This is a genomic window from Allobosea thiooxidans (assembly GCF_900168195.1).
GTDB classification, from domain to species: Bacteria; Pseudomonadota; Alphaproteobacteria; order Rhizobiales; family Beijerinckiaceae; genus Allobosea; species Allobosea thiooxidans.
Genome location: NZ_FUYX01000001.1, coordinates 526,453 through 551,407 on the forward strand (window position 1 = coordinate 526,453; position 24,955 = coordinate 551,407).

The window sequence follows — 24,955 nt, forward strand, 5'->3', positions numbered from 1 at the left end:
CGCAGGCGGATATGAAAATTGGATGGCTCGACGTCATTCTCGGGCAGCGCGAAGCGCAGACCCGAGAATCTCTTGCCGAAACAAGGGCGCGGACTTCCGAGATGCTCGGGTCAAGCCCGAGCATGACGCCGGCGGTTCACGCCCCGATCTCCTCGCGCAGCATCTCCAGCTCCAGCCAGCGCTCCTCGGCCTCGCCGATCTCGCGCGTCACCTCATCGAGCCGCGTCGTCGCCTTGGCGAAGAGTTTTGGATCGCGCGTATAGAGATCGCCGGCCACCGCGGCATTGAGCTTGGCAGCCTCGACCTGCAGAGCCTCGATCTTCTTGGGCAGGGTTTCGAGCGCATGCTTCTCGTTGAAGGAGAGCTTGCGCTTCGATGCGGATGCCGCCGGGGCGCTCGCGGGCTTCGGCGCCGCCACGGGCGCCTTCTCGACCGGCCGCGCCTTGGCGCCGACACCGCGGCCGCGCTGCGCCAGCATGTCGGAATAGCCGCCGGCGAACTCGGTCCAGACCCCGTCGCCATCCGAGATCAAGACGGAGGAGACGACCCGGTCGATGAAGTCGCGGTCATGGCTGACCAGCAGAACCGTGCCCTGATAGTCGGCCAGCAGTTCCTGCAGCAGGTCGAGCGTCTCGAGGTCGAGATCGTTGGTCGGCTCGTCCAGCACGAGCAGGTTCGAGGGCTTCGCCAGGGCGCGGGCCAGCATCAGGCGCCCGCGCTCACCGCCCGAGAGGGCGCCGACCGGCGTGCCGCGCTGGATCGGCTGGAACAGGAAGTCCTTCATGTAGGAGACGACATGGCGCGGCTGCCCGCCGACCATCACCTGGTCGGAGCCGCCCCCGGTCAGGACGTCGCCGAGCGGCGTTTCCGGATCGAGGCTTTCGCGGCGCTGGTCGAGCGTCACCATCTCCAGCGCGGTGCCGAGCTTCACCTTGCCGCTGTCAGGCGCAAGCGCCCCGGTCAGCAGGTTGATCAGCGTGGTCTTGCCGGCGCCGTTCGGCCCGACGATGCCGATCCGGTCGCCACGCGCCACCCGCAGCGACAGGTTCTTGACGATGACGTTGTCGCCATAGGCCTTGGCGACGTCGATGGCCTCGATGACGAGCTTGCCGGAGGTCTGCGCTTCGGAAACCTCGAGCCGGACATTGCCCTGCGCGGCGCGGGCGTTGCGGCGCTGGTCGCGCAAAGCGTGAAGCTCGCCGAGCCGGCGCTGGTTGCGGGTGCGCCGGGCGCTGACGCCGTAGCGCAGCCAGTCCTCCTCGCGCGCGATCTTGCGGTCCAGCTTGTGGCGCTCCAGCTCTTCCTGCGCCAGCACCTCGTCGCGCCAGGCCTCGAAGTCGCCAAAACCCTTCTCCATCCGGCGCGTCACGCCGCGATCGAGCCAGATCGTCGCGCGCGACAGCGACGTCAGGAAGCGCCTGTCGTGGCTGATCAGCACCATAGCCGAGCGCAGCGACTTCAGCTCCTGTTCCAGCCACTCGATGACCGGCAGATCGAGATGGTTGGTCGGCTCGTCGAGCAGCAGGATGTCGGGCTCCGGCGCCAGAACCCGCGCCAGCGCGGCGCGGCGCCCCTCCCCGCCCGACATCGAGGCCGGGTTCTCCTGCCCTGTCAGGCCGAGCTCGGTCAGAAGATACTGCGCACGATAGGCGTCGTCGCCTGGCCCCAGCCCCGCCTCGACATAGGCGAGCGACGTGGCGAAACCGGTGAAGTCCGGCTCTTGCGGCAGGTAGCGGATCGTGGAACCCGGCTGGACGAAGCGCTCGGCATGATCGGGCTCGACGAGGCCGGCCGCGATCTTGAGCAGGGTCGACTTGCCCGAGCCGTTGCGCCCGACGAGACAGACGCGCTCGCCGGCCGAGACCGCGATCTCGGCAGCTTCGAGCAAGGGCTGTCCGCCGAAGGTGAGCGCGACATCGCGCAGATGCAGCAAGGGGGCCATGGTCCATCCTGTTGGTCGGCCTGCGGGATAGACCGCCGCAGCCGCCCTGTCACGTCTGCAGGCGGTGGCACGGCGCTTGCCAGAGGGATTTCGCCCCTTATCGTGATCGGCGAGACGGCCTGATGAGTCCCAGAGCAATGCCCGGCGAGCGCCCCATCGGAATCGGCCATAATGGCGGCCCGCCGCTGAAGGAGCGCAAGCGCCGCGCGGCCACGGGATCCGGCAATATCGGCCGCTATTTTGACTGGCGCTTCGCCCATCGCAAGGCCTGGAAGAAGCCGCGCGAGATCGCGCTGCGGCGCGAGGAGAAGGCTTCGGCGCTTGGCCTGACCTATGAGGAATATTCCCTCGAGATCATGGAGCGCGGCTATTACCCGCAGCCCGAGCATGTCGCGACGATCAAGTCCAAGCGGGCGCAGCGCCGCAAGGACGGCGGCGTGGTCGGCCAGTCGCTGAAGGGCATGAAGCTGAGCTGAGGTCGCGGTGCTGCCGACGTCGCGCGCTGCCCTTTCCGTCATGGTCGGGCTTGCCCCGACCATCCACGTCTTCACTGGTCCAAGGTCGTGTTCGAGACGTGGATGCTCGCCACAGGGGCGAGCACGACGCAGGGTCAACCTCTAAGCCAGCGGCGCACGAGCCGCGTCGCCGGCTTCTCGAAGAATCGGTAGAGCAGCAGCGCCGCGACGACGGAGCCGGCCAGCGCCAGCACCATGTAGGGCAGCGGGGCATAGAGTCCGATCCGCAGCGCGGCCTCGCGCATCCCCCGGATCACGAAGGGGTGGACGAGGTAGAGCGCGTAGGAGGCGTCACCAACCGCCGCGAGCGCCTTGACCGGAGCGGCCGGCACAATGCCCTCGCGGCCGCAGCCGGCGGCGAGCATCAGCAGCACCGCCGCCCCGCCCCGCCAGAGCACGCTATTCCATGAGCCTTCGGTGCCAGGCTGATCCGCCGCCGCAAGCAGCACCGCGACGCCGGCCGCCGCGACCGCGATGCGCAACAGGCCATGCAGGCGAAGGCCCTTCTGCCTGAGGACGGCGATGCCCATGCCGGCGGCGAATTCGAGCACGATCGGCTGCCCCCAGAATCCGAAGGGCAGTGCGAGCGGGCCGTTCAGGCTCTCCGCCCCGACCAGCACGGCCAGCAGCAGCGCGACGGCGGGCAGCGTCCAGCGTTTCGGCAGCAGCAGTCCGGCGGCGAAGAGCAGGTAGAACAGCATCTCGTAGTTCAGCGTCCAGCCCAGCGAATAGACCGGTTGGACGAAGCCCTGCGTCGAGACCACCGGCCAGAACAGGTAGGAGCCGAGAATCTGCGCCGGATTCGGCGCGCTGGAATTGAGCGTCGCCGGAACGGCGAGGCCGACCAGCAGGAACAGCGTCGTCGTCGCCCAGTAGAGCGGCACGATGCGGGCGAGCCGGCGCTTCAGGAAGATCGCCGGAGCGCCTTGCCGGCCGAACAGGTCCTGCGAGGCGTGGACCATGATGAAGCCGGAGACGACGAAGAAGATGTCGACGCCGGCCATCCAGGGCAGCACGTCGCTACGGACGAAGGCGATGCCCGCCCGCTCGGCCAGCACCGCAGCGTCCGGCTGGACGTGGTGGACCGCGACCATGAAGGCTGCGAGCGCGCGCAGGACCTGGATCGAATGGATGGGCTGCACGCGTACCTGTGGGAAGCAGTGAGCGGGACGTCGCTCAGCCAAACCATAGCCGCTTCGGGTCGTCGAGCCCGAAACGGTGGAGATTGGCGGCGATCGCGGTCAGCCCCTGCTCGGCCGCGTCGGTGCTCTTGATCACATGCAGCGCGAAGCGCCCGGCCAGTGCTTCCATCGGCGGCTTGCCGGCAAAGGCCGTGCGAACCGCGGCCCTGTCCGCGAGCGGCAGAAGATGCGGCGCGATGCCGCCGGCGATGAAGACGCCGCCCGTCGCCTTGAAGGTGAGGGCGAGATCGCCAGCAACCCGGGCCAGCAGGCGCCAGAAGCAGACCACCGCCATCAGCGCCGCCGGATCGCCGTCATGGGCGAGCCGGGAGACATCGGCCGCGCTGACCTCCGCCTCGAGCATGCCGGAAGCCCGCGCCACCGCCTTGTGCAGGCGCACCAGGCCGTCGCCACTGAGAAGGTGCTCGACGGTCAGCCGCGGAATGCCCTCGGCCAGCAGCGGCCAGATCCGCTCCTCGGTCTGGTGCTCGGGGCCGATGCCGATATGGCCTGCCTCGGTCGGGATCAGCATGCCGCGTTCGCCGCGCGTCAACAGCGCCGCCGCGCCGAAGCCGGTGCCGGGACCGAGCACCAGGCGCACGCCCTCCGGTTCCGGCTGACCTTCCACCAGCGTGACGAGATCCGCCGGACCCAGCACGGCGAGCGAAGCCGCCAGGGCCTCGAAATCATTGACCAGCAGGCCCTGCCCCAGGCCGAGCGCGCCCGCGATCCGCGGCCCGTCGAGATTCCAGACGGCATTTGTCAGCTGCGCCTGCCGGCCGTCGAGCGGACCGGCCACGGCGAGCACGGCCGAGCGCGGTTTCTCCTCCACCCCGGCCAGCACCTCGGAGAACGCGGCTTCCGCCGTCGGGTAGCTGCCCGTGCCGATCCGTGCCAGCGGCCGGTGCGGGCTGTCCGGCTCGGGCACCAGCGAGAGGCGGCAATTCGTGCCGCCGATATCGGCGACCAGCACCGGATAGGATATCGACGGCGGGCGCATCAGAGCGGCTTCCGCCAGGGCGCGAACCAGCCGAGGCCTTCGAGCGTGCCGCGCTCCGGCCGGTACTCGCAGCCGACGAAGCCGTCATAGCCCAGTGCGTCGAGCTCGGCGAAGAGCTTCGGATAGTCCGGCCCCGAGGCGTCCGGTTCATGGCGGCCGGCGGCACGCGCGATCTGGACATGGCCGACGAGCGGATAGAGCACCTCGAGCCGTGCCGAGACGTCGCCATGGATCAGCTCGCAATGATACATGTCGAATTGCAGCCGGACATTCGGCCGGCCGGATTCGCGGACATAGGCAGCGGCCTGGTCGAAATCGTTGAGGAAATAGCCCGGCATGTCCTTGCCGTTGATCGGCTCGAGCAGGAGGTCGATGCCCTGCTCGCCCAGCCGATCGGCGGCATAGGCCAGCGAGGCGCGATAGGTCTTCTGCGCGGCCGGATCGTTCGGATCGGCGAGCCCGGCCATCATGTGCAGGCGCTTGACGCCGGTCTCGTGGACATAGGCGAGCGCCTTGTCGACCGAGGCCTTGAACTCGTCCTCGCGCCCGGCGAGGGCGGCGATGCCGCGCTCGCCCTTGGCGAAATCGCCCGGCGGCAGGTTGAACAGCGCCTGCGTCAGCTCCCCGCCGGTCAGCGCGAGCCCGATCTGCTCGGGGTGGTGTTCATAGGGGAACAGGAACTCGACCGCCTCGAAACCGGCCTCCGCAGCCGCCTTGAAGCGGTCGAGGAAATCCCATTCGGTGAACATCATCGAAAGATTGGCGGCAAAACGCGGCATGAAGATCTCTGCAGGCTAAGCGGTAGCGGTCGCGGCAAGCTAGCGCGCCAGTCTGGCCGCGTCATGGCCAAACGCGACACGGAGGGGATGCGTTCCCGGGCGGAGCCCTCCCGACCATGGCGAGGAGCAAAGCGACGAGGCGATCCAGAGGGGCTGGGCTGCCTCGCCGCGCCCGCAACGACGCCTAGCGCTACTTCTTCTCCGGCTTCGGCGGCGGATTCGGGTCGGCCGAGAAATGCCGGAACACCATGTCGGGCGAAGAGGTGTTGTGGCGCGAATGGGTGGTGCGGCCCATCCAGATGTCGGTCGCATTGCCGCCCTGGAACGGCATCAGCTTCTCCTCGCGCCAGCCCTTGGCGCCAGGCTCGCGCACGGCGATGCGGGCGACGTCGTTGTTGAATTCGGTGACGTACATCGAGCGCAGCGCGACGAAGGCCTTGCCGCCCGTGACCGGCTTGTCGAGCACCGCATCGAGCACCATCCGGTTCTCGTCGACGCTGTCGAGCCTCAGGCTGCCCGCCGAGCCGTCCTTGAAGTTCAGCTTGAAGGTCAGCGTCTTCGGATCGAAGTCGATCTCCTTGATATTCACCACCGGGCGGCCGTCCTGTTCGATCGGCCCGAACAGGAAGGAGGAACCATAGGAGGAGAAGCCGAGATGCTGCGGCGGCATCGGCCGGGCGCGCCAGTAGCCGTCCTGCGGATAGACGACGAGCACCTCGTAGGACTTGTCCTTGCCGAGCTTCCAGAGCTGGACGAGATGCAGGCCCTTCTCGACCCGGTCGCCGACGCGGAAGGTCGTGTCGGCCGGGCGCCAGAAGGTCGGGAAGGTGTAGCCGACCAGCCAGTATTCGGTCGTTTCCCAGAAGGTGATGCGGCGCGGCGGCGTCGGCGCCGCGAAGGACGGGTCGCCCTTCATGTCGCAATTGGCCCAGTCCGCGTCCCAGTTGTCGCGCACGAGCCCGGCGATATAGGCCGGGTGCGCCGCCTCGATCTGGAAGCGCCGCACCTCCGGCGAGATCGCCTTGATCGTGACGTTGTCCTTCTCGGCGCAGAGCACGGGCTCGGACTCGTTCTTCACCTCGACGGCAAGGTCGCCGGCGGCCAGCGCCGGACCGGCGAGGCAGGAGAGGAAGGCGACGAAGGCGGCGGCGCGCAGGCGCGGAAACATCATGAGGCTTCGGTCTCGTTCAGCTCTGGAGGATGGCGTAGACATCGCCCGAGTTGGCGTCGTGAGGCAACCCGCGCAGATAATCGCCCATCGCCTCGGCGCTCGCCGGCGCGGCGAGCTCGAGCCTCTGGCTCTCTCCGATCGCGACGTTGAAGCGGTAGGGGCCGAGCGTCTCCAGCACGGCGAGGCAGGCTTCCGCAACCTCGCGCTGGATCGTGGTGAACTCGAAGGAGATCACCGGCACCGCCCGGGTCAGCCCGGCCAGCACATGCGCCTCGAAGCCTTCGACGTCGATCTTCAGCAGCTTGGGCAAGCCATGGCGCATGATCAGCCGGTCGAGCGTGGTGCAGGGCACGATGATCTCATGGTCCCAGACCTGCCCCTCCCAGCCGGCGGCCCCGGCCGCCGCCCCGATGAAGGCGGCCGACGCCGTCGAGACCGTGGGGTTGGCGCTGTTGATCCTGAGTGCGATCGATCCCTCATGGTCGCCGCAGGCCGCCTCGATCAGCGTCACCAGCGGATCGCGCCGGTGGATCAGGCGGATGATGCGGGCCGGCCCCGGCTGCGGCTCCAGCGCGACAACGCGCGCGCCGAGGCGCCGGAAGGACGTGACCCGGTCGCCGACATGGGCTCCGATGTCGAAGGCGAGATCGCCCGGTGCGAGGAAGGCGCCGTAGAGCCGGTCCATCGCCGCGTTGCGCTGCTTGTCGCCGTGATAGATGCGCAAGGAGCGCGAAAGCGCCTTCACCGTTCCCTTCGGATAGGCGATGGCGTTCATGCCCTCTCCCCGTCGCGGATGGCGGCCAGCACCGGCGGCATGTCGAAATCCTCTGGAATGCCGCACAGCCCGTGACGGACGAGCCAGGCGCCCGCGGCCGGCCAGGCCGTCAGCATCGCGAAAGGAATCGCCAGCACGTAGCCCGCCGTCAAGGGCAGCGACCAGAGCAGCACCGCCGGCGCCAGCATGCCGAGCGCGGTGAACAGATAGCTCCCGAACAGGAAATGCGGCCACAAACCCGCAAAGGCAGTGGCGAAGGACAGGGCATGGGCGTCGCGCGCCTGGCCGTTCCAGCCGATCCGCGCCTTCCCGAACAGCAGGCCGACCATGAACAAGGTGGTGCGGAAACTCGAGACTGCGCCTTGCAGGAAGGCGAACAGCACCTCGATCGCGGCCGAGAGCAGGAAACGCCCCGCCCCGCCATAGCGCCTGACGCCGCCGCGCGTCAGGAGGATGTCGGCGAAGCCGGCGAGCTTGGGCGAGAGATACATCGCCAGGAACAGCAAATAGAGGCACGCTGCAGCCACCGTCGGATAGTCCGCGATCGCCCGGGCCTCGACAACCTCGAGCGGCAGCAGCGCGATCATCAGTGTCCAGGCCGGCAGGCCGAGGAACATCAGGATCGCCCAGACGAGCTGGAAGCGGCTCATCGGCTTGAGATCGGGCAGGTCGAGCAACTTGAGATATTGCAGGTTGCCGAGGCACCAGCGCAGGTCGCGCTTGGCGAAATCGAGCATGGTCGGCGGATTTTCCTCCCAGCTCCCACCCTCGACCGGCAGCACGCGCACCTCGTAGCCGGCGCGGCGCATCAGCGTCGCCTCGACCTGGTCATGGCTCATCACCGCCCCGCCCAGCGGGGGTTTGCCAGGCAGGACAGGAAGGTGACAGCAGTCGCGGAACGGCGCGATCCGCACCAGCGCATTGTGGCCCCAGAACGGGCCGCAATCGCCGCCCCACCAGGCCGAGCCCATCGTGTAGGGGCGCATGCCGTGGCGCATGCCGAACTGGAAGATGCGGGCGAAGGCCGAGCGGCTGGGCATGCCGACGACGAGGCTTTGCAGGATGCCGAGCCGCGGATGCGCCTGCATCATCCGGGCCATGCCCAGGATCGTCTCGCCCGCCATCACGCTGTCGGCGTCGAGCGGCAGCATCAACTCGTAGCGCTCGCCCCAGCGCTCGCAGAAATCGCGGAGATTGCCGGCCTTGAAGCCGGCATTGTCGCTGCGGCGTCGATAGGTCAGGCGCGCCGGCTCGCCGATTTCGCGAGCCCAGCGCTCGGCCAGGGCCTCTTCCGCCGCCGCCACGACGGGATCGCTGGTGTCGGACAGGACGAAATAGTCGAACCAGACGCCCTCCCCGGTTACGTCGAGGCTATCCTTCACCACCCTGAGCCGGCGGAAGGCACGCTCCGGATCCTCGTTCCGGAGCGTCATCAGCACGGCGGTGCGCAGGACGAGCGGCGTCGCCCGCTCGCCGGCCAGGGCGAAGGGCGCGACCTGCTTCAGCCCCTCCCGGCGACCATGCAGCAACCAGAGCCCGATCACGGCGTTCCAGAAACCCAGCACGGTCCAGGGCGCGCCGAAGAGAAAGGCGACGAAGATCGCCACATCCGCCGCGCTCCAGCCCCCGGCCCCGAGCACATGGGCGAGCCCGCCCAGCAGCAGGGCGAGCGTCGCGAGGTTGAGCGCGAGAACGAAGAGACGCCGACGCCGCAGGCCGGCTTCGTTCTGCAGCCCGGCCGGAGTGAAGCCGATCGGTGCTCCCTCTTGCGCCGCCGGCCGGAACGTGGTCGGAGCGGGGCGCTGGTTCATGGCGGTTTCTGTCATGGAGGCAGACAGGCTCGGACGAACGGGATCGGACACGATGGCGCGGGAGCTAAAGCCTGCAACGACCGTTGACGCAAGGGCAAAGGCTCTTGCTCTTTGGTATGCCGCTCCCCGTGAATGCAGCCTGAATGAGGTTCCGCTGCCGGTGCCGGCCGGGGACGACTGCCTGGTCACGACACTGTGGAGCGGCCTCAGCCGCGGCACGGAGCGGCTGGTCTTCGAAGGGCGCGTACCGGCTTCCGAACATGAGCGCATGCGCGCGCCGTTCCAGGAAGGCCAGTTTCCGTTCCCGGTGAAATACGGCTACTGCGCCGTCGGCCGCGTCGACGCCGGCCCGCCGGAGATGCTGGGACGCATCGTCTTCTGCCTCCACCCGCATCAGGACCGTTTCATCGTGCCGCTTCGCAGCCTGACGCCGGTGCCGGACGCCGTGCCGGCCCGGCGGGCGATCCTGGCCGCCAACATGGAAACCGCCCTGAACGCGCATTGGGACGCCGGTTCCGGCCCGGCCGACCGGATCGTCGTGGTCGGAGGCGGCGTCCTCGGGCTGCTCGTCGCCTGGCTCGCCGCGCGCCTGCCGGGCAGCGAGGTGACGCTCGTCGATATCGAGCCCGGCCGCGCCGCCCTGGCGACGGCGCTCGGCTTCGCCTTCGCCACGCCTGACGCGGCACCGCGGGATGCCGATCTCGTCTTCCATGCGAGCGCCACCGCCGCCGGCCTCGCGACGGCCGTCGCCGCGGCCGGCACCGAGGCCCGGATCGTCGAATTGAGCTGGTATGGCGAGGGTGCGGTCCCGGCCCCGCTTGGCGGCGCCTTCCACGCACGTCGCCTCCAGCTCATCTCCTCGCAGGTCGGCATGATCGCCGGCTCGCGCCGGGTGCGCTGGGACCATGCGCGCCGCGCGCTGGCCGCCATGGCGCTTCTCGCCGACGACCGTCTCGACGCCCTGATCACCGACGAGATCGCCTTCCGCGACGCTGACCGGCGCGTCCCCGAGCTGCTCGCCGCCGGCGCTGCTGGCCTGACTGCAGCGATTTGCTATGAAACGCGGCCATGACGGCGCCGCCCCTCGCGCCAACCGGGAGATCGCATGTTTTCCGTCGAAGTCCGTGACCGCATCATGATCGGCCATTCCCTGCCCGATCCCTTCTTCGGCCCGGCGCAGGCCATGCACGGCGCGACCTTCGTCGTCGATGTCGCCTTCTTCCGCGAAACGCTGAACCGCCAGAACGTCGTCGTCGACATCGGCGCCGCGCTCGACGTGCTGTCGCGGACCCTGAAGCCGCTGAACTACCAGAATCTCGATGCCCTGCCGCAATTCGCCGGCGTGCTGACCACCACCGAATTCCTGTGCAAGCACATCTTCGACGCGATGGCCGCCGCCGCGAAATCCGGCGCGCTGGGTGCCGATGGCACCGGGCTCGCGAAGATCCGCGTGACATTGCACGAGACCGACCTCGCCCGCGCCAGCTATGAGGGCGCGCTGGCGTGAGCGGTATCGTCTTCGCCATTCCCGGCGATATCGATGCCCCGACCGGCGGCTATGGCTATGACCGCCAGCTGCTGCGGGAATGGCGCGAGACGGGCACCGAGGCACGCCATCTCGCGCTGCCCGGGTCCTTCCCCTTTCCGACGGCGGAGGACCTGGCGACGACCGAACGCCTCCTGGCAGAAACCGCTTCCGACGAGGTGCTGCTGATCGACGGCCTCGCCTTCGGCGCCTTCCCCGAAGCGCTCGCCGCACGCTTCGCCGACCGCCTCGTCGCGCTCGTCCATCATCCGCTGGCGCTGGAGACCGGCCTCGCCCCGGACGAGGCTGCCTTCCTGCGCCACAACGAAAGAGCGGCCCTCGGCCATGCACGGGCCGTCGTCGTGACCGGCCCGGCCACGCGCGACCTGCTCGCGGAAAACTATGCCGTTCGGCGCGACGCCATCACCGTTGCCGTTCCGGGCACCGAACCGGCGATCCGCGCGACGCGGGCAAGCATCGGCGCCACGGTGCGCCTGCTTGCCGTCGGCTCGATCATCCCCCGGAAGGGCTACGACGTCCTCGTCGAGGCACTCGCGGCCATCCGGGATCGGCCATGGACCATGACGATCGCCGGTTCGCCCGATTATGCCCCCCGCACCGTCGCACTCCTGCACGACCGGATCGCCAGGGCCGGGTTGGCGGATCGGATCTCGCCTGTGGGCAGCGTGGACTCGGGCGCGCTATGGCGGCTCTATGACGGGGCCGATATCTTCGTCATGCCATCGCTCTACGAAGGCTACGGCATGGTGCTGACGGAAGCGCTGGCGCGCGGCCTGCCCATCGTCACGACGCTGAGCGGGGCCGGGGCCGCGGCCCTGCCCGATGCCGCCGCCCTCAAGGTGCCGCCCGGCGACACCATGGCACTTGCCAAGGCCCTCGCCAGGCTGATTGATGCGCCGGCCGACCGCCGGCAGCGGGCCGACGCCGCATGGGCGGCAGCCGGCGCCCTGCCGCGCTGGCAGGACACCGCGCGCATCGTCGCGCGGGCCTGCCTGGGCGACGGCAGCCGAGAGGTGGGGTAATGGCTGGTTTCTCTCCCGAATGGCTCGCCTTGCGCGAGCCCGCGGATCACGCGGCGCGCAATCCGCAGGTGCTCGCCGCGGTCGGCGCGCATTTTTCCGGCAGGCCGTCGCTGTCCGTGGTGGATCTCGGCTGCGGTGGCGGCTCCAATCTGCGCGGTTCCTACGCTGCACTGCCCGACCGCCAGCATTGGACCCTGATCGATCACGATCCCGCGCTGCTCGACCATGCCCGCGCCCGCCTCGCCGAATGGGCGGACGAGGCGCGCGAGCAGGGCGAGGAGCTCGTCCTCACCAAGGACGAGAAGCTGATCACCGTCGATGCGCGCCGGGTCGATCTCGACCGGGACCTCGAATGGGTGCTGGGCTGGCAGCCCGATCTCGTCACGGCCGCCGCGCTCTTCGACCTGACGTCGCGGCGCTGGATCGAACGTTTCGTCGCGGCGCTCGCGAGCCAGCGCCTGCCGCTCTACGCGGTCCTGACCTATGACGGCCGCGAGGACTGGCAGCCGCCGCACCCAGCCGATGCCGGCACGCAGGCGGCCTTTGCCGACCATCAGCGCGGCGACAAGGGTTTCGGCCCAGCCGCCGGTCCCGATGCCTGCGAGGTCATGGCCGAGGCGTTCCGCAAGACCGGGTTCGCAGTCTCGACCGGCGACAGCAGCTGGCTGATCGACGATGACCGGGCCGCACTGCGTGCGGCGCTGGCGGAGGGCATCGCCGATGCGGTGCGCGAGACCGGGCGCCTCGACCCGGCGGAATTGAGCGACTGGCTCTCGGCCCGCCGGAGCGCACGATCGGCCCGGATCGGCCATCAGGATCTCTGGGCGCGCCCCGTCTGAAGCCGCCTAGCCGGCCCCCGGCCACATCCGGCGCAGGACCCCATCCTTGCGGACGAACCGGTGATACAGCGCCGCCGCGATGTGCAGGGCGACGAGCGCGCCGAAGGTCAGCGCAAGCTTGCCGTGGATGCCGAGCACGCGCTTCGCCGCCTCCTCGTCGGGCTTGGCCAAGGCCGGCAGATCGAACAGGTCGAAGATCGTCAGGGCCGGGAACAGCGAGACGCCGGTCCAGCCCAGGAACGGCACGACGAGCAGAAGCCCGTAGAGCAGCCAGTGAACGAGATGCGAGACGACCTTCTGCCATCGCTCCAGCGTCGGCTCGTCCGGCGGGGCGCCGTGCAGCAGGCGGTAGATCAGCCGCCCTGCCGTCAGCCACAGCAACAGGAAACCGGTGAGCTTGTGCGCGCTGTAGAGGCCGTTGGTCAGCCCGTCCCACAGGTTCAGGACATTGCCGCGATAGCTCATGGTGAGGCCGACGGGGATCATGACGAAGACCGCGACGACCGTGATCCAGTGCAGCGTGCGGGCGACCGGGCTGTAGACCGCGGCTGGCGGCATCTCCTTCGGCATGGCCGGCCTCCTCATCCTGCCGCTGGGGAAGGCATTCATCTCACGTTCAAGCGCTACAGCCTATACGGTGCAGCCCCGGCCGGGTTCCCGACGCCCCGCTTCCGCATGTCCCTTGCGGCGCGGAACCGTGCCGCGTCGGGAACGTTGCTGGAAGGGCGGGCCAAGACGCCCTATATCGATCCTCGATGGTGCCTCTGATGCTCCTCGGCCGCTCGCCGGCCCAATCTGACGGACTTCCCGATGCCTGAGTCGCGTACGCTCTTCGGCCGCTCCCTCGAAACTTCTCTCGTGAAGGTGGACCGCGCGATCGCCGAGTTCCGCGCCGGCCGTCCGGTGCTGCTGCGGGACGCGGACCGGCTCGCGCTCACGCTCTCGGCCGAGCTAGCCGACGAGGCGCTGGTGCGCGGCCTGGACGCGCTCGCGCGCGGCGGCGGCCACCTCGTCCTCAGCGCGGCGCGCCTGCGCCGCCTGGGTGCCAAGGGCCGCGCCGAAAGCGGCATCTTCGCCCTGCCCGCGATCGATCTCGGCCGTATCGAGACGCTCGCGCTGAAGATCGACGCGCGGATGGACGCGCCGACCGCACCGGCCTCCGCCGTCGACGAGGCCGCGCTGGAGCTCGCCCGCCTGTCGCTCGTCCTGCCGGCCGTCATTGTCATCCCGGTCGCCGAAGCGGACATCGCCGGCGAGCCGCTGGTCGAGGTCGCGATCGAAGCTATCAACGGCTATCGCGCCGAGCAGGCGGCCTCGCTCAGGATCGTCGGTCGTGCGCCGGTACCGCTCGAAGGGGCGCCGGAGACCGAATTCGTCGTCTTCCGCGGCGGCGAAGGCCTGCGCGACCAGGTCGCGATCGTGGTCGGCAAGCCGAATCTGGATTCGGCAGTGCCCGTGCGGCTGCATTCCGCCTGCCTCACCGGCGATCTCTTCGGCTCGCTGAAATGTGATTGCGGCGACCAGCTGCGCGAGACGGTGCAATGGATGGCCGAGAATGGCGGCGGGGTCCTGCTCTATCTGGACCAGGAGGGCCGCGGCAACGGCATCTCCAACAAGATGCGCGCCTACAAGCTGCAGAGCCAGGGCTGGGACACCTATGACGCCGACGAGGTGCTCGGCTTCGACCTCGACCAGCGCCATTTCGACTTCGCCGCGACGATGCTGAAGCAGCTCGGCGTTTCCAGCGTGGTCGCCCTGACCAACAACCCTCAGAAGATCGGCGCGATCGAGGCCGCGGGGCTCGAGGTCGCCGCGAGCCAGCGCGTGCTCGGCCGCCCCAACGCGCACAATGTCCGTTATCTCGCCTCCAAGCGCGACCGTGCCGGCCATTTCATCGACATGGACGCGCTGATGGCGCGCGCGGCTCCGACGGATTGAGCGCCCCGGCGACCACGATCAGGCCAGGCTGATGCCCGTGCCCGGGAACACCACCTCCGACGCTCGACAGCCACGCTGGCCGCTCGCCAGCGTGGTCGGCATCGTCTGCCTGTCCTGGCTCGCCTTGTCCTGGCCCTGGCTCTCGGGCGCCGTCACCATCCCCTGGGACGCGAAGGCCCATTTCCATCCCCAGCTGCAGTTCCTCGCCGATAGCTGGCATCGCGGCCTCTCGCCCTTCTGGACGCCTTACGTCTTCTCCGGCTCGCCGCAGGTGGCCGATCCGCAATCGCTGATCTTCTCGCCCTCCTTCGCGCTGATCGCGGCACTGAACCCCGCGCCCGACTTCCGCTGGAGCGACGGCGCCGTGCTCGGCACGCTTCTCCTCGGCGCGCTGTCGTTCGTCCTGATCTTCCGGGACCGCGGCTGGCATCCGGCCGGCGCGGTCGTCGCGGCCCTCGCCTTCGCCTTCGGCGCGGCCGCCGCCTGGCGCATCCAGCATGTCGGGCAGGTGCTGAGCCTCGGCTATTTCGCGGTCACCCTCTTCCTGCTCTCCCGCGCGCTTGAGCGGGGCTCGCTCGGCTACGGCTTCGCCGCCGGGCTCGCCTCCGGCTTCATGGTGCTGGGGCGCGACCAGGTCGCGCTGATCGGCGTCTATGTCCTCGCCGGGCTGGTGATCGCGGCCATCCTGATGGCCAGCAGCCCGTGGCGCGCCTTCCGCACCAGCCTGCCGCCGCTGCTGGCGGGCACGCTCGGCGCCATTCTCGTCGCCACCGTTCCGATTCTGCTGACGGCCTTCATCGCGCAGGAATCGAACCGCCCCGCGATCGACTTCGTCGAGGCCGGCAAGGGCTCCCTGCACCCGGCCGCCCTGCTGACCGGTCTGATCGCCAATCTCTATGGCGCCGCCGGGCCGCTCGCGGATTTCTGGGGCGCGCCGAGCCCGGCCTGGGAAGCCCGCTTCGGTCCGCTCGGGCTCTATCTCGCCCGCAATATGAGCCAGCTTTATCTCGGCCTGGTGCCGATGGGACTGATCCTCACCATCGGCATCATCCGCGGCGCGCTCTGGCGGCGCGAGATCGTCGCGCTCAGCGTCGCGGCGCTCATCGTGCTGCTCTATGCGCTCGGCCGCTACACCCCGGCCTTCCGGCTGCTGTTCGAGCTTCCCGGCGTCAGCTTCTATCGCCGCCCGGCCGATGCGCTCTTCATCCTCGGCGCCCTTCTGGCCCTGCTCGGCGGCTACCTGACCCATCTGGTCATGACCGGTGCGGCGCCGCGCGCGCGGCCTTGGCAGCTCGCCCTGGAAGGGCTGATCTTCGCGGGCGCGCTCGCGCTCGCCCTGTGGCTCGCCTGGACGGTCGGGCGCATCCCCGTCGCCACCACGCCGCTCGTCGTCGCGGTGCTCTGCGCCATCGTCTCGCTGGGCGGCCTGGTCGCCGCCCGCGGCCTGGCCCGGCGCGATGCCGCGCTCGCAGCCACTTTCGTCGTTGCGGCGACGCTCGTCATGGACCTCTCGGTTAACAACGGCCCGAGCGAATCCACCGCCCTGCCGCCGCAGATGTACGAGGTGCTGCGCAAGGACAGCGGCAACGAAACCATCGCGCTGCTCAAGCGCGAGACCGCCCGCACGGCGGCTCCCGACCGGCGCGACCGCATCGAGCTGGCGGCGATCGACTTCCACTGGCCGAACGCCAGCCTCGTCCACGAGCTCGACAACACCCTGGGCTACAATCCGCTCCGGCTCGGCCTCTACAGCAAGGCGACCGGCGCCGGAGACCACGTCGCCCTGCCCGACCAGCGGAGTTTCTCAGCCCTGATGCCGGGCTACCGCTCCCTGCTCGCCGACATGCTCGGCCTGCGCTTCATCGCGACCGGCGTGCCGGTCGAGCAGATCGACAAAGGGCTGAAGCCCGGCGACCTCAAGCAGATCGCCCGGACCCGCGATGCCTATGTCTACGAGAATCCGCGTGCCCTGCCGCGCCTCCTGCTCGTCACCGAGGCGCAAAAGGCCGATTTCGGCGCCATCCTGTCGAGCGGCCAATGGCCACCCGGCTTCGATCCGCGCCGGACGGTGCTGCTCGACCGCGAACCGCCACCGCTCCCCACCGGCGCGATCGGCCAGGGGATGGCGACGATCCGCGACTACGGCACGACGACGGTGACGCTCGCTGTCGACGCACCGCGCGGCGGCTATCTCGTCCTCAACGATGTCTGGCACCATTGGTGGCAGGTCGAGATCGACGACAGGCCGGCCGAACTGCTGCGCGCCAATGTCCTATTCCGCGCTGTCGTCGTCCCACCGGGCAAGTCGACCGTGCGCTTCGTCTTCCGCCCGCTCGAAGGGCTGTACGCGGACATCGTCGCGCGGCTGCGCGGCTGAATGGCAGCGCCGCAGGGATAACGGTCGGGCCGGCAGGGCGGAGGGCCGGATTGCCCGCTCCTGCCAGATTCGGCCGCACTGCCATGGCAAAGGCCCGGCCCGGACACCAAGGACTGCGAGCAAATCATGACGGCGGTACCCGCACAGGGCGTGAGGAAGGCGACGCGCCGCGAGTGGCTCGGCCTGCTCGCGATCGCCCTGCCCTGCATGATCTACTCGATGGATCTCACCGTGCTGAACCTCGCGGTGCCGACGCTGACGCGCGACCTCAAGCCGAGCGCGAGCCAGCTGCTCTGGATCATCGACATCTACGGTTTCATGGTCGCGGGCTTCCTGATGACCATGGGCACGCTCGGCGATCGCATCGGCCGTCGCCGGCTGCTGATGATCGGCGCCGCCTTCTTCGGCGTCGCCTCGACCGTCGCGACCTTCTCCGACAGCGCCGAGATGCTGATCGCCATGCGCGCCGTGCTCGGCATCGCCGGGGCGACGCTCGCCCCCTCCACCTTGTCGCTGATCACGGTGATGTTCACCGACGAGAAGGAGCGCACCTTCGCGATCTCGATGTGGATCGCCAGCTTCTCGGTCGGCGCCATCTTCGGCCCGGTCGTCGGCGGTTTCCTGATCGAGTATTTCTGGTGGGGTTCTGCCTTCCTTATCGCCGTGCCGCCGATGCTGCTGCTGCTCGTCATCGGCCCGATCCTGCTGCCGGAATACCGCGCGCCCGAGGCCGGCCGCATCGATCTCCTGAGCGCGCTGCTCTCCCTCGCCTCGGTGCTCGCGCTGATCTACGGCATCAAGCACTGGGCCGCCGATGGCTTCGACTGGCAGGCCGCCGCCGCGATCCTGGTCGGGCTCGGCTTCGTCCTCGTCTTCCTGCGGCGTCAGGCGCGGCTCGCCGACCCGATGGTCGACCTCGCCATGTTCCGCATCCCGGCCTTCCGCGCGGCGCTCGCGATCAACCTCGCCGGCATCCTCTTCATGTTCGGCAGCTTCATCTTCCTGGCGCAGTACTTCCAGCTGGTCGCCGGGCTCACGCCGTTGCAGGCCGGGCTCTGGTCTCTGCCCTCGGCGATCGCCTTCACGCTCGCCTCCTTCGTGACGCCGGCCCTCGTCGGCCGCTACAGGCCCGCGACGCTGATGGCGGGCGGCATGGTGATATCGGCGCTCGGCTTCGCCTGGCTCGTCTTCGCGCCAAGCCTCGTGCAGGTCGTCGCCGCCTCGGTGTTCTTCTCCATCGGCTTCACGCCGGTGATCACGCTGACGACCGGCATCGTCGTCGGCTCCGCCCCGCCCGAGCGCACCGGCGCGGCCTCGGCCATGTCGGAAACGTCAGCCGAACTCGGCGGCGCGCTCGGCGTCGCCGTGCTCGGCAGCCTGGGCGCCGCGCTCTATCGCAGTCGCATGGCGGATGTCGCGGTGCCCGGAATCAGCGCCGAGGCGCTCGCCCCGGCCCGTTCCACGCTCGGCGGCGCGCTGGCCTTCGCGACGGAGCTCGCGCCCGATCAGGCCGGGCCGATGCTGGCACGGGCGAGCGAAGCCTTCATGCTCGGCTTCCGCGCCGCCGCGATCCTGTCGATCGTCGGCATGCTGTTCTGTATCGCCGTCACGCTGACGACGCTGCGCGACGCCCGGACGGGCGAAGCGCACTGAGCCGCGCCACGGCAGCGGAACGTCAGGCCAGGGCGCCCATCGCCGCGATCGGCCGGACCGGCAACCCGTCCAGCACCCTGGCGAGCCCGGCCGGATCGACCTCGCCGCCGCGCATGGTCTCGTCGCGGTGGATGCCGCCGGCGATGAACAGGCTGTCGAAGCCCATCAGGCGGGCCCCGGCCAGATCGGTCCTGACCGCATCGCCGATCACCAGCACCTTGCCCGGCTCGACCGGGCGGCCGCCGCGCGCCTCGGCCGCGGCCGCGAGCGCTAGGTCATAGGCCGGGCGATAGGGCTTGCCGGCCCAGGCGACCGTACCGCCCAGCTCCTCGTAGATCGTGGCGAGCGAGCCGGCACAGGGCAGCAGATCCTCGCCGACATGCACGACGAGGTCGGGATTGCCGCAGATGAAGGGCAGGCCGCGCCCGGCGAAGCGCTCGAGCAGCGGCCGGTACTGCTCCGGCGTCTCGGTGCGGTAGTCGTTGAGCTCGGTCGCGACGACGATGTCGGCCCGCGCCTCGTCGGTGAGCTCGACATCGAGCCCGTCGAAGACCGCCCGGTCGCTCTGCCAGCCGATATGATAGACGAGCCGATGATGGCTCTGCGCGACCAATGCGCGCGTCACGTCGCCGGAGGTGACGAGCCGGTCCCAGGCTTCGCGTGGCACGCGCTTGGCGTCGAGCAGCCCCGCGACCTGCTGCGACGGTCCCGGCGCGTTCGACAGCAGCGCGACCGTGCCGCCGCGCGCACGGAAGGCCATCAGCGCCTCGCAGGCCGGCTCCAGTGCCCAGAGCCCGTCATGGACGACGCCCCAGACGTCGCTGATCAGCACGTCGTAGCGGGCGAGCAGGTCGCCGGCATGCTTCAGAACGGGAACGGACATCAGAGTTTTGCCTCGGCGGCGATGCGCGCCTCGACCTCGGCCCGGCGCGGCAGCGGCGCGACCGCGCCGTAGCCCTGCGTCGAGAGCGCCGCCGCGACATTGGCATAGGCGCCAGCGGCGAAGGCGTCGCCGGTGCGCAGATATTCGGCGAGGAAGGCGCCGTCGTAGCAATCGCCCGCGCCGGTCGCGTCGATTGCATTCACCTTGATCGGCCGGAAGCGGTCGCGCCGGACCGGCGTCGCCACCAGCGAGCCCTCATGGCCGAGCGTCAGCGCCACGACGCGCGCACCGAGCCTGAGGTAGAAATCGGCGATGGCGTCCGGATCGTTGAGCCCGGTGAGCTGCGTCGCATCGTCGAGGCCGGGCAGCACGATGTCGGCCATGGCGCAGGCGGCATGGATGATCGCCCTCGCGCGCGTCAGCGGCCAGAGCTTGAGCCGCAGATTGGTGTCGTAGGCGGTCATCACGCCGGCCTTGCGCGCCGTCTCGAAGGCCTCGAACACCGCGTCGCAGGCACCGGCCGAGATCGCCTGGCTGATGCCCGAAGCCTGGACGATACGGGCCGAACGGATGAGATCGCGCGGCAGGTCTCGCGGGCCGTAGAGGCTCGCGGCCGAGCCGGCGCGCAGATAGGAGAAGACATGGCCCGAGGGGCCGTGGTCGACGAAGTAGAGTCCCGTCGGAGCGCTCGGATGCGTCGACACCTGGCTGTCGTTCACGCCCTCGCGCTTCCACAGCGCACGGATCGAGTGACCGGCGCTGTCGTCGCCGAGCGCGCCGATATAGCCGACCGACATGCCCTGCCGCGCCGCCGCCACGGCGCAGTTCGACGTGTCGCCGCCATGTCCGAAGAGGAAGGCCCCGGCCTCGCCCCGGGTCGCGTTGAACTCCCCGAGCGGCTCGCCCAGGCAAAGGAGGTCGATATGGCTGTCGGTCACGTCTGGAACCATGCAGGAGGCGCGGGCGCGCCGGAAAGCTCCGCCTTCCTAGAGCATCGAATCGAAAAGGGGAAACCGGTTTTGGCCAGCCCCGGCAGCGCGAGGCGGCGGCAAGGCGGTGCGGCCGGCGCTATTCGGCGGCTTCGCGGCTCGGCGCCAGTGACATTAGCCGGTCGGCCAGCCGGGTGATTTCCTGGCGCAGGGCGGCGTTGGATCCCCCCGCTCCCGCGGCGGCGCGGCGCAGGCCCGACATCTCGTCGAGGAGCTGGTCGCGGTCCTCCCGCGCCTGGCTCAGCGCGCCTTCGAGCGTCCGAAGTTCGGCACGCAGCATCTCGACCTGGCTCTCGCGCTCGCGCTGGGCATTCTGCAAGACGACGATCTCTTCCTTGTTGGCGCGACGGAGCTCGGCCAGCTCGGCCTGCGCCGCGGCGAGGGCCTGTTCGAGCGACTGCGCCTTGTCCTGCACGGCCGCGTGATCGGCCTGCGCCTGCAACAGCCGCGCCTCCAGCTGCCCGGCCGCGACGGCGGCAGTGCCAGCGCGCGCATCGGCCGCGGCCAGCCCGGCCTCCGCCTGCGCGGCCCGTGCATCGAAGGCGCCGGCCCGGACCCGTTCGCCGTCGCGTTCGGCCGTCATCTTCTTCAGCCCCGCGTCGAGCTCGGCAAGCCGCTCCTCGCTCGCGGCGAGCCGGCCGGCGAGCTCGTCGCGCTTGGCCTGCAATATCATGATCTGCGTCCGGTCCTCGACCTGCGCCACCCGCAGCCTCTCGTGCTCGCTGCGCAGCGTCGCCAGCTCCTGCTCGCGCTCGACGAGCAGGGCCTCGATGCGCCCGACCGTCTCGCGCTCGCGCCCCAGCTCGTCATTGCGCGCGCTGAGATCGGCCCCGGTGCCACTGAGCGCCTGCCGGGTCTCGGCGAGGTTCTGTTCCAGGCTCGCGAGATCGGCGAGCCGCTTGTCGAGCGTCGCGGCGGTCTCGCCATGCCCCGCCCGCTCCTGTTCGAGCGAGGTCCTCGTTTCGTCGCGGTCGCGCCGGGTGGCAGCGAGCTCATCCTCCAGCGTCGCGATCCGGGCGCTGCGCTCGGCGCTCTCGCGCTCCAGCCGGCCGATCGTCATATCGCGCCGGCCGAGCTCCTGCATCGCGCCGGCCTTGGCCGCGAAGCCGCGTTCGGCCTCCTGCTCCGTCGCCCGCATCCGCAGCGCGAGCTCGGCGCGCAGATGGTCGCGATCGGCGGCGATCTCGGCCAGGGACAAGGGAAAGGCGGCCTCGGCTCGCTTGCGCGCCAGGCGGTCGGCGCGCCGCGACAGGGCAGGCACGGCGGCCAGCGCGAGCAGCCCCGCGCAGAGGAAGCCGAGCGCGAACAGCATGGCGGCTTCGATCAAGACTTACGGCTCCTGCTCCGAACTGTCTTGCCGCGAACCTGCCACGCCCTTCCCGGCAAGGACAACCCTAGAATGGATTCCACGTCGCCTGGGGGGTGAACTTGAGATAGCCGAGATTGACGCCGAGCCGCCAGCCGACGCCGGTCCGGATCGGAACCACGGTGATTCCCTCGGCGGTCAACGCGGTGAAGCCGAAGCCGCCGATGAAATAGGCCGAGCCGTCGACGCCGGCGAAGCGCTGGTAGAGCGCATCGACCGCCGGCAGGTTGTAGACCAGCATCATCGTGCGGGCGCCCTCGCCGCCGAAGTCGAAGCCGATCGACGGGCCCTGCCAGAACACGCGGCGGTCGCCGGCATTGCGGGTGTAGAGCTGCCCCTCGCCATAGCGCAGCCCGCCGACGAAGGCGCCCGACGCCTCCTGGCCGAGCACGTAGCCATTGGGCTCGCCCCAGCGCCGGACCGCCTCTTCGATGGCGAGCGCGAGCCCCCGCGAGACGTTGCCGAAGAACTTGTGGCCGGACGAGACGAGTTCGTTCTGGGAGAACGAGCGCTGATCGCCATAGTTCTGCTGCTGCGCGAGGGCCGGGACGGATAGGCCGGTGAGGCCCGTGCCGGCAACGGCGAGGCCGCCTTTGATGAGACTGCGGCGGGTCTGGTTCATGAGCAAGCTCTCCGGGCAATGGGTCCGGGCAGGCCGGACGCCAGGGCGGTTTGATCGCCCGGCCGCTGAGCGCCGGTCCGGGTTGCGGTGCAACCTGCGCCGGACGGATGCGATGCGGGCCGGAAGGCGGGCCGATCCTGGGCTGTCCGCCGTTCGCACGGTCGTCGCAAGGCGACATCCGGCGAATTCGAATCAATTCGGTAACGGATTTGATACGCCGTAAATCTATCCAAGGCGTGAAGATTCCGGAGAGCCGAACGGCCCGGGGCGGGACATCAAGGATTTGATGCGATGAAGGCCGCAACAAGGCGACGCTCGCGCTCGCTCGCCGCCGGGCTGGCCCTGATGGTCCTTGCGCCCGGCGCCGGCGCGGGCGCGCCCGCCTCCGCACCGGCAGCGACCGGGCCCGCCGCACCGGCCCTGCCTGCGGGCCTTCCGGACCTGCCGGCGCTGGGCGAGATCATGCAGCGCGACCTGCGCACGGGGCTCGCGATCAACGGCTTCGATCCGGTCTCCTATCGGCTCGCGGGCAGGCCTGCGGCCGGCCACCCCGAGCATGAGCTGATCCATGACGGCGTCGTCTGGCGCTTCGCTTCGCGAGCCAATCTGGAAGCTTTCCGGGACGCGCCGGAGATCTACGCGCCCGCCTTCGGCGGCTTCGATCCGACCGGCGTGGCCGGCGGCGTCGCCGTCGACAGCGACCCCGCCTTCTTCGCCGTCGTCGGCTCCCGGCTCTTCCTGTTCCGCTCGGCCGAGAACCGCCGCCGGTTCCTGCGGGACGCGCAGATGCTCGCCCTCGCCGAGGAGCACTGGCCCGCGGTGCTGCGCTCCGTCGCCCGCTGAAGCGGGCTCAGCAGCCGGGATCGCCCGCGATCGCCCGCCGGGCCAGCGCCTCGCTGGAAGCCGCCACGAAGGGCGGGTTGCGGAACTGGCGCTCGGACACTCCGTAGCGCGGCCGGGCTCCGTCGAGGGTCAGGACGATTCCTCCGGCCGCCGAGAGGATGGCGTCGCCGGCAGCAATGTCCCATTCCATGGTCTGGCCGCAGCGCACATGCAGATCGGCTTCGCCCGAGGCGATCAGGCCGAACTTCACCGCCGACGAGACCGGAATGCCCTCGCTGCAGCACATCGTCGCGGCGATGCCGTCGCTGCGGGTATCGCCGTGGAAGCGGCTGACCAGCGCCACGGGGCCTGCCGCGGGAAGATCGCGGACGCTGGCCGGGCGCGGCTCGCCGGTCGCCGCACCGTCGCTGCCGAAATCCTGGGTGAAGGCATGGGTCCCGGCGAACCAGAGCCGCCGCATGGCCGGTGCCGCGATGGCTCCTGCGATCGGCCGGCCGTCGCGCACGACGGCGATCGCGACGCAATAGCTGTCGCCGCCGGCGAGGAATTCGCGGGTGCCGTCCAGCGGATCGAGCAGGATGAAGATGGCACCGGAGCTCGCGCCGTCATCGGCCGTCTCCTCGCTGATCACCGGGAAGCCGGGCAGCAGCCGCGCCAGCGCTCCCTTGGCCGCGTGGTCCGCGGCGAGGTCGGCCGCACAGACCGGCGAGCCGTCGCGCTTGAGCTTGACGTCGGGCTCCGCGCGCTTCGCCAGCAGGACGGCGGCGCTGATGCGGGCGGCTTCCGCAAGCTTCCGCGCCAGCCCGTCGCGATCGCTGAGGCGCGGATCGTCATGGCCGATCATCTGCGGCCCTTCCTTTGAATCTTCGTCCCGGACATGGCGATTAACCACATGAAAACCAAGATGACAGCATATCTGGCGGCAATGGCGCCCTTCTTCCGGCGCATCGCTGCTTCCAGGAATCCGCCTCCATGAACGCCATCTCGCTCGACTCGCTCGATCTGGCCGCACTTCTGTGCAGCCGCGTCTGCCACGACGTGATCAGCCCCGTCGGTGCGATTGTCAACGCGCTGGAGGTGCTCGAGGAAGACGATCCCTCGATGCGCGACTTCGCGCTCGAGCTGATCAAGAAGAGCGCCCGCAACGCCTCGGCCCGCCTGCAGTTCGCGCGCCTGGCCTTCGGCGCCGCCGGCTCGGCCGGCGCGATGATCGATCTCGGCGACGCCGGCAACGTCGCCAACGGCTTCCTCAACGACGAGAAACTCTCGCTCGACTGGGACGCCCCCCGCGCCCTGCTGCCGAAGAACCAGGTCAAGCTGCTGCTGAACCTGCTGGTCATCGCCGCGCAGGCCGTGCCGCGCGGCGGCAAGCTGGTCTCGCGCGCCACCGTGGAAGGCGAGCAGGGCAGCTTCGAGATCACCGCCTCCGGCTCGCATGCCCGGATTCCGGCCCATGTCGAAGAGCTGCTCGCCGGCAACGCGCCCGGTGGCGCGATCGACGCCCATGCCGTCCAGCCGGTCTATACCGGCATGGTCGCCCGTGCCGCCGGCATGGAGATTTCGGTCTCGATCGAGGGCGAAACAGTGACCATCAAGGCCGCTCGTCCGGCCTGATCCAGACCTCTCGAAGGGCGATCTCAACCGATCATAAACCCTTCTCCTGCTTTAGTTCCGGCAGCGTATCGCGTTGAGTGATGTTCCTG

At 69.7% G+C, this 24,955-nt stretch carries 23 protein-coding genes; 10 read left to right on the forward strand and 13 right to left on the reverse strand.

The features are described 5' to 3' along the window. Positions 1-136: 136 nt before the first annotated feature. Positions 137-1,942, reverse strand: a complete 1,806-nt coding sequence (locus B5Y19_RS02630) for an ATP-binding cassette domain-containing protein (protein ID WP_055729446.1) — start codon at positions 1,940-1,942, stop codon at positions 137-139. A 122-nt stretch (positions 1,943-2,064) separates the two neighbouring features. Here B5Y19_RS02630 and B5Y19_RS02635 point away from each other — a divergent pair, with 122 nt between their 5' ends. After that, the gene (locus B5Y19_RS02635) at positions 2,065-2,418 is read left to right on the forward strand and encodes a hypothetical protein (protein ID WP_244555453.1); all 354 of its coding nucleotides are present in this window, start codon (positions 2,065-2,067) and stop codon (positions 2,416-2,418) included. A gap of 134 nt (positions 2,419-2,552) precedes the next feature. On the opposite strand, the gene B5Y19_RS02640 is transcribed toward B5Y19_RS02635, so the two are convergent. The 6 genes from B5Y19_RS02640 to mdoH form a co-directional block, all read right to left on the reverse strand. After that, the gene (locus tag B5Y19_RS02640) at positions 2,553-3,599 is read right to left on the reverse strand and encodes an acyltransferase family protein (protein ID WP_055729444.1); all 1,047 of its coding nucleotides are present in this window, start codon (positions 3,597-3,599) and stop codon (positions 2,553-2,555) included. Positions 3,600-3,633: 34 nt separating this feature from the next. Then, positions 3,634-4,638 carry a glucokinase gene (locus tag B5Y19_RS02645; protein ID WP_055729443.1) on the reverse strand — a complete coding sequence of 335 codons (1,005 nt, stop codon included), beginning with the start codon at positions 4,636-4,638 and terminating at the stop codon, positions 3,634-3,636. Continuing rightward, positions 4,638-5,417, reverse strand: a complete 780-nt coding sequence (gene otnI, locus B5Y19_RS02650; RefSeq protein ID WP_055729442.1) for a 2-oxo-tetronate isomerase — start codon at positions 5,415-5,417, stop codon at positions 4,638-4,640. Before otnI ends, B5Y19_RS02645 begins: the two co-directional genes overlap by 1 nt. Before the next feature lie 190 nt (positions 5,418-5,607). After that, positions 5,608-6,588: a hypothetical protein gene (locus tag B5Y19_RS02655; RefSeq protein ID WP_055729441.1), complete on the reverse strand. Its 981-nt coding sequence runs from the start codon at positions 6,586-6,588 to the stop codon at positions 5,608-5,610. A gap of 16 nt (positions 6,589-6,604) precedes the next feature. Beyond that, complete coding sequence (locus B5Y19_RS02660; RefSeq protein ID WP_055729440.1) at positions 6,605-7,363, reverse strand: FkbM family methyltransferase; 759 nt, start codon at positions 7,361-7,363, stop codon at positions 6,605-6,607. After that, on the reverse strand, positions 7,360-9,174 hold the full coding sequence (gene mdoH, locus B5Y19_RS02665) for a glucans biosynthesis glucosyltransferase MdoH (protein WP_139384228.1): 1,815 nt from the start codon (positions 9,172-9,174) through the stop codon (positions 7,360-7,362). The genes B5Y19_RS02660 and mdoH overlap by 4 nt, the downstream gene beginning before the upstream one ends. A 52-nt stretch (positions 9,175-9,226) precedes the next feature. Between mdoH and B5Y19_RS02670 the strand changes: the two genes are divergently transcribed. Genes B5Y19_RS02670 through B5Y19_RS02685 form a run of 4 tightly spaced genes read left to right on the forward strand, consistent with a single transcriptional unit; the run spans position 9,227 to position 12,581 of the window. Then, complete coding sequence (locus tag B5Y19_RS02670) at positions 9,227-10,246, forward strand: zinc-dependent alcohol dehydrogenase (protein ID WP_079591048.1); 1,020 nt, start codon at positions 9,227-9,229, stop codon at positions 10,244-10,246. A gap of 33 nt (positions 10,247-10,279) precedes the next feature. Continuing rightward, the gene (locus tag B5Y19_RS02675; RefSeq protein ID WP_055729438.1) at positions 10,280-10,681 is read left to right on the forward strand and encodes a 6-pyruvoyl trahydropterin synthase family protein; all 402 of its coding nucleotides are present in this window, start codon (positions 10,280-10,282) and stop codon (positions 10,679-10,681) included. Beyond that, positions 10,678-11,742 carry a glycosyltransferase family 4 protein gene (locus B5Y19_RS02680; protein ID WP_055729437.1) on the forward strand — a complete coding sequence of 355 codons (1,065 nt, stop codon included), beginning with the start codon at positions 10,678-10,680 and terminating at the stop codon, positions 11,740-11,742. The genes B5Y19_RS02675 and B5Y19_RS02680 overlap by 4 nt, the downstream gene beginning before the upstream one ends. After that, positions 11,742-12,581, forward strand: coding sequence for a class I SAM-dependent methyltransferase (locus B5Y19_RS02685; RefSeq protein WP_055729436.1), 840 nt, complete (start codon positions 11,742-11,744; stop codon positions 12,579-12,581). Before B5Y19_RS02680 ends, B5Y19_RS02685 begins: the two co-directional genes overlap by 1 nt. 6 nt (positions 12,582-12,587) lie before the next feature. Here the strand turns inward: B5Y19_RS02685 and B5Y19_RS02690 are convergent, their stop codons facing one another. Next, positions 12,588-13,151 carry a cytochrome b gene (locus B5Y19_RS02690; RefSeq protein ID WP_055729435.1) on the reverse strand — a complete coding sequence of 188 codons (564 nt, stop codon included), beginning with the start codon at positions 13,149-13,151 and terminating at the stop codon, positions 12,588-12,590. Between the two features lie 240 nt (positions 13,152-13,391). Here B5Y19_RS02690 and ribA point away from each other — a divergent pair, with 240 nt between their 5' ends. The 3 genes from ribA (at position 13,392) to B5Y19_RS02705 (ending at position 18,549) form a co-directional block, all read left to right on the forward strand. Next, positions 13,392-14,519, forward strand: a complete 1,128-nt coding sequence (ribA, locus tag B5Y19_RS02695; protein WP_055729434.1) for a GTP cyclohydrolase II RibA — start codon at positions 13,392-13,394, stop codon at positions 14,517-14,519. A 31-nt stretch (positions 14,520-14,550) separates the two neighbouring features. Beyond that, positions 14,551-16,896 (forward strand): glycosyltransferase family protein, encoded by a 2,346-nt coding sequence (locus tag B5Y19_RS02700; protein ID WP_079591049.1) that lies wholly within the window; start codon positions 14,551-14,553, stop codon positions 16,894-16,896. 126 nt (positions 16,897-17,022) lie between these two features. Beyond that, positions 17,023-18,549: an MFS transporter gene (locus B5Y19_RS02705; RefSeq protein WP_079591050.1), complete on the forward strand. Its 1,527-nt coding sequence runs from the start codon at positions 17,023-17,025 to the stop codon at positions 18,547-18,549. 22 nt (positions 18,550-18,571) lie between these two features. Here the strand turns inward: B5Y19_RS02705 and B5Y19_RS02710 are convergent, their stop codons facing one another. The 4 genes from B5Y19_RS02710 to B5Y19_RS02725 all read right to left on the reverse strand — a co-directional run bounded on the left by B5Y19_RS02710 (position 18,572) and on the right by B5Y19_RS02725 (position 22,409). Beyond that, on the reverse strand, positions 18,572-19,432 hold the full coding sequence (locus B5Y19_RS02710) for a TIGR01459 family HAD-type hydrolase (protein ID WP_055729432.1): 861 nt from the start codon (positions 19,430-19,432) through the stop codon (positions 18,572-18,574). Beyond that, positions 19,432-20,370, reverse strand: a complete 939-nt coding sequence (locus tag B5Y19_RS02715; RefSeq protein ID WP_244555454.1) for a sugar kinase — start codon at positions 20,368-20,370, stop codon at positions 19,432-19,434. The genes B5Y19_RS02710 and B5Y19_RS02715 overlap by 1 nt, the downstream gene beginning before the upstream one ends. A gap of 130 nt (positions 20,371-20,500) precedes the next feature. Further along, positions 20,501-21,748 (reverse strand): coiled-coil domain-containing protein, encoded by a 1,248-nt coding sequence (locus tag B5Y19_RS02720; protein WP_055729430.1) that lies wholly within the window; start codon positions 21,746-21,748, stop codon positions 20,501-20,503. 67 nt (positions 21,749-21,815) lie between these two features. Beyond that, on the reverse strand, positions 21,816-22,409 hold the full coding sequence (locus tag B5Y19_RS02725; protein ID WP_055729429.1) for a DUF1134 domain-containing protein: 594 nt from the start codon (positions 22,407-22,409) through the stop codon (positions 21,816-21,818). A gap of 291 nt (positions 22,410-22,700) precedes the next feature. Between B5Y19_RS02725 and B5Y19_RS02730 the strand changes: the two genes are divergently transcribed. Then, positions 22,701-23,252, forward strand: a complete 552-nt coding sequence (locus B5Y19_RS02730; protein ID WP_055729428.1) for a YHS domain-containing (seleno)protein — start codon at positions 22,701-22,703, stop codon at positions 23,250-23,252. A 7-nt stretch (positions 23,253-23,259) separates the two neighbouring features. Here B5Y19_RS02730 and B5Y19_RS02735 read toward each other — a convergent pair whose 3' ends face one another. After that, complete coding sequence (locus B5Y19_RS02735) at positions 23,260-24,096, reverse strand: 3'(2'),5'-bisphosphate nucleotidase CysQ family protein (RefSeq protein WP_055729427.1); 837 nt, start codon at positions 24,094-24,096, stop codon at positions 23,260-23,262. 128 nt (positions 24,097-24,224) lie between these two features. Here B5Y19_RS02735 and chpT point away from each other — a divergent pair, with 128 nt between their 5' ends. Next, entirely contained in the window at positions 24,225-24,866 is a 642-nt protein-coding gene (gene chpT / locus B5Y19_RS02740) for a histidine phosphotransferase ChpT (protein WP_055729426.1), read from the forward strand. Positions 24,867-24,955 lie beyond the last annotated feature (89 nt).

Excerpts from the sequence above, each read along its gene's own strand:
- B5Y19_RS02630 (WP_055729446.1), bottom strand. The coding sequence starts at position 1,942 with ATGGCCCCCTTGCTGCATCTGCGCGATGTCGCGCTCACCTTCGGCGGA.
- B5Y19_RS02635 (WP_244555453.1), top strand. The coding sequence starts at position 2,065 with ATGAGTCCCAGAGCAATGCCCGGCGAGCGCCCCATCGGAATCGGCCAT.
- B5Y19_RS02645 (WP_055729443.1), bottom strand. The coding sequence starts at position 4,638 with ATGCGCCCGCCGTCGATATCCTATCCGGTGCTGGTCGCCGATATCGGC.
- otnI (WP_055729442.1), bottom strand. The coding sequence starts at position 5,417 with ATGCCGCGTTTTGCCGCCAATCTTTCGATGATGTTCACCGAATGGGAT.
- B5Y19_RS02655 (WP_055729441.1), bottom strand. The coding sequence starts at position 6,588 with ATGATGTTTCCGCGCCTGCGCGCCGCCGCCTTCGTCGCCTTCCTCTCC.
- B5Y19_RS02660 (WP_055729440.1), bottom strand. The coding sequence starts at position 7,363 with ATGAACGCCATCGCCTATCCGAAGGGAACGGTGAAGGCGCTTTCGCGC.
- mdoH (WP_139384228.1), bottom strand. The coding sequence starts at position 9,174 with ATGAACCAGCGCCCCGCTCCGACCACGTTCCGGCCGGCGGCGCAAGAG.
- B5Y19_RS02670 (WP_079591048.1), top strand. The coding sequence starts at position 9,227 with ATGGCGCGGGAGCTAAAGCCTGCAACGACCGTTGACGCAAGGGCAAAG.
- B5Y19_RS02675 (WP_055729438.1), top strand. The coding sequence starts at position 10,280 with ATGTTTTCCGTCGAAGTCCGTGACCGCATCATGATCGGCCATTCCCTG.
- B5Y19_RS02685 (WP_055729436.1), top strand. The coding sequence starts at position 11,742 with ATGGCTGGTTTCTCTCCCGAATGGCTCGCCTTGCGCGAGCCCGCGGAT.
- B5Y19_RS02690 (WP_055729435.1), bottom strand. The coding sequence starts at position 13,151 with ATGCCGAAGGAGATGCCGCCAGCCGCGGTCTACAGCCCGGTCGCCCGC.
- ribA (WP_055729434.1), top strand. The coding sequence starts at position 13,392 with ATGCCTGAGTCGCGTACGCTCTTCGGCCGCTCCCTCGAAACTTCTCTC.
- B5Y19_RS02700 (WP_079591049.1), top strand. The coding sequence starts at position 14,551 with ATGCCCGTGCCCGGGAACACCACCTCCGACGCTCGACAGCCACGCTGG.
- B5Y19_RS02705 (WP_079591050.1), top strand. The coding sequence starts at position 17,023 with ATGACGGCGGTACCCGCACAGGGCGTGAGGAAGGCGACGCGCCGCGAG.
- B5Y19_RS02710 (WP_055729432.1), bottom strand. The coding sequence starts at position 19,432 with ATGTCCGTTCCCGTTCTGAAGCATGCCGGCGACCTGCTCGCCCGCTAC.
- B5Y19_RS02725 (WP_055729429.1), bottom strand. The coding sequence starts at position 22,409 with ATGAACCAGACCCGCCGCAGTCTCATCAAAGGCGGCCTCGCCGTTGCC.
- B5Y19_RS02730 (WP_055729428.1), top strand. The coding sequence starts at position 22,701 with ATGAAGGCCGCAACAAGGCGACGCTCGCGCTCGCTCGCCGCCGGGCTG.
- B5Y19_RS02735 (WP_055729427.1), bottom strand. The coding sequence starts at position 24,096 with ATGATCGGCCATGACGATCCGCGCCTCAGCGATCGCGACGGGCTGGCG.
- chpT (WP_055729426.1), top strand. The coding sequence starts at position 24,225 with ATGAACGCCATCTCGCTCGACTCGCTCGATCTGGCCGCACTTCTGTGC.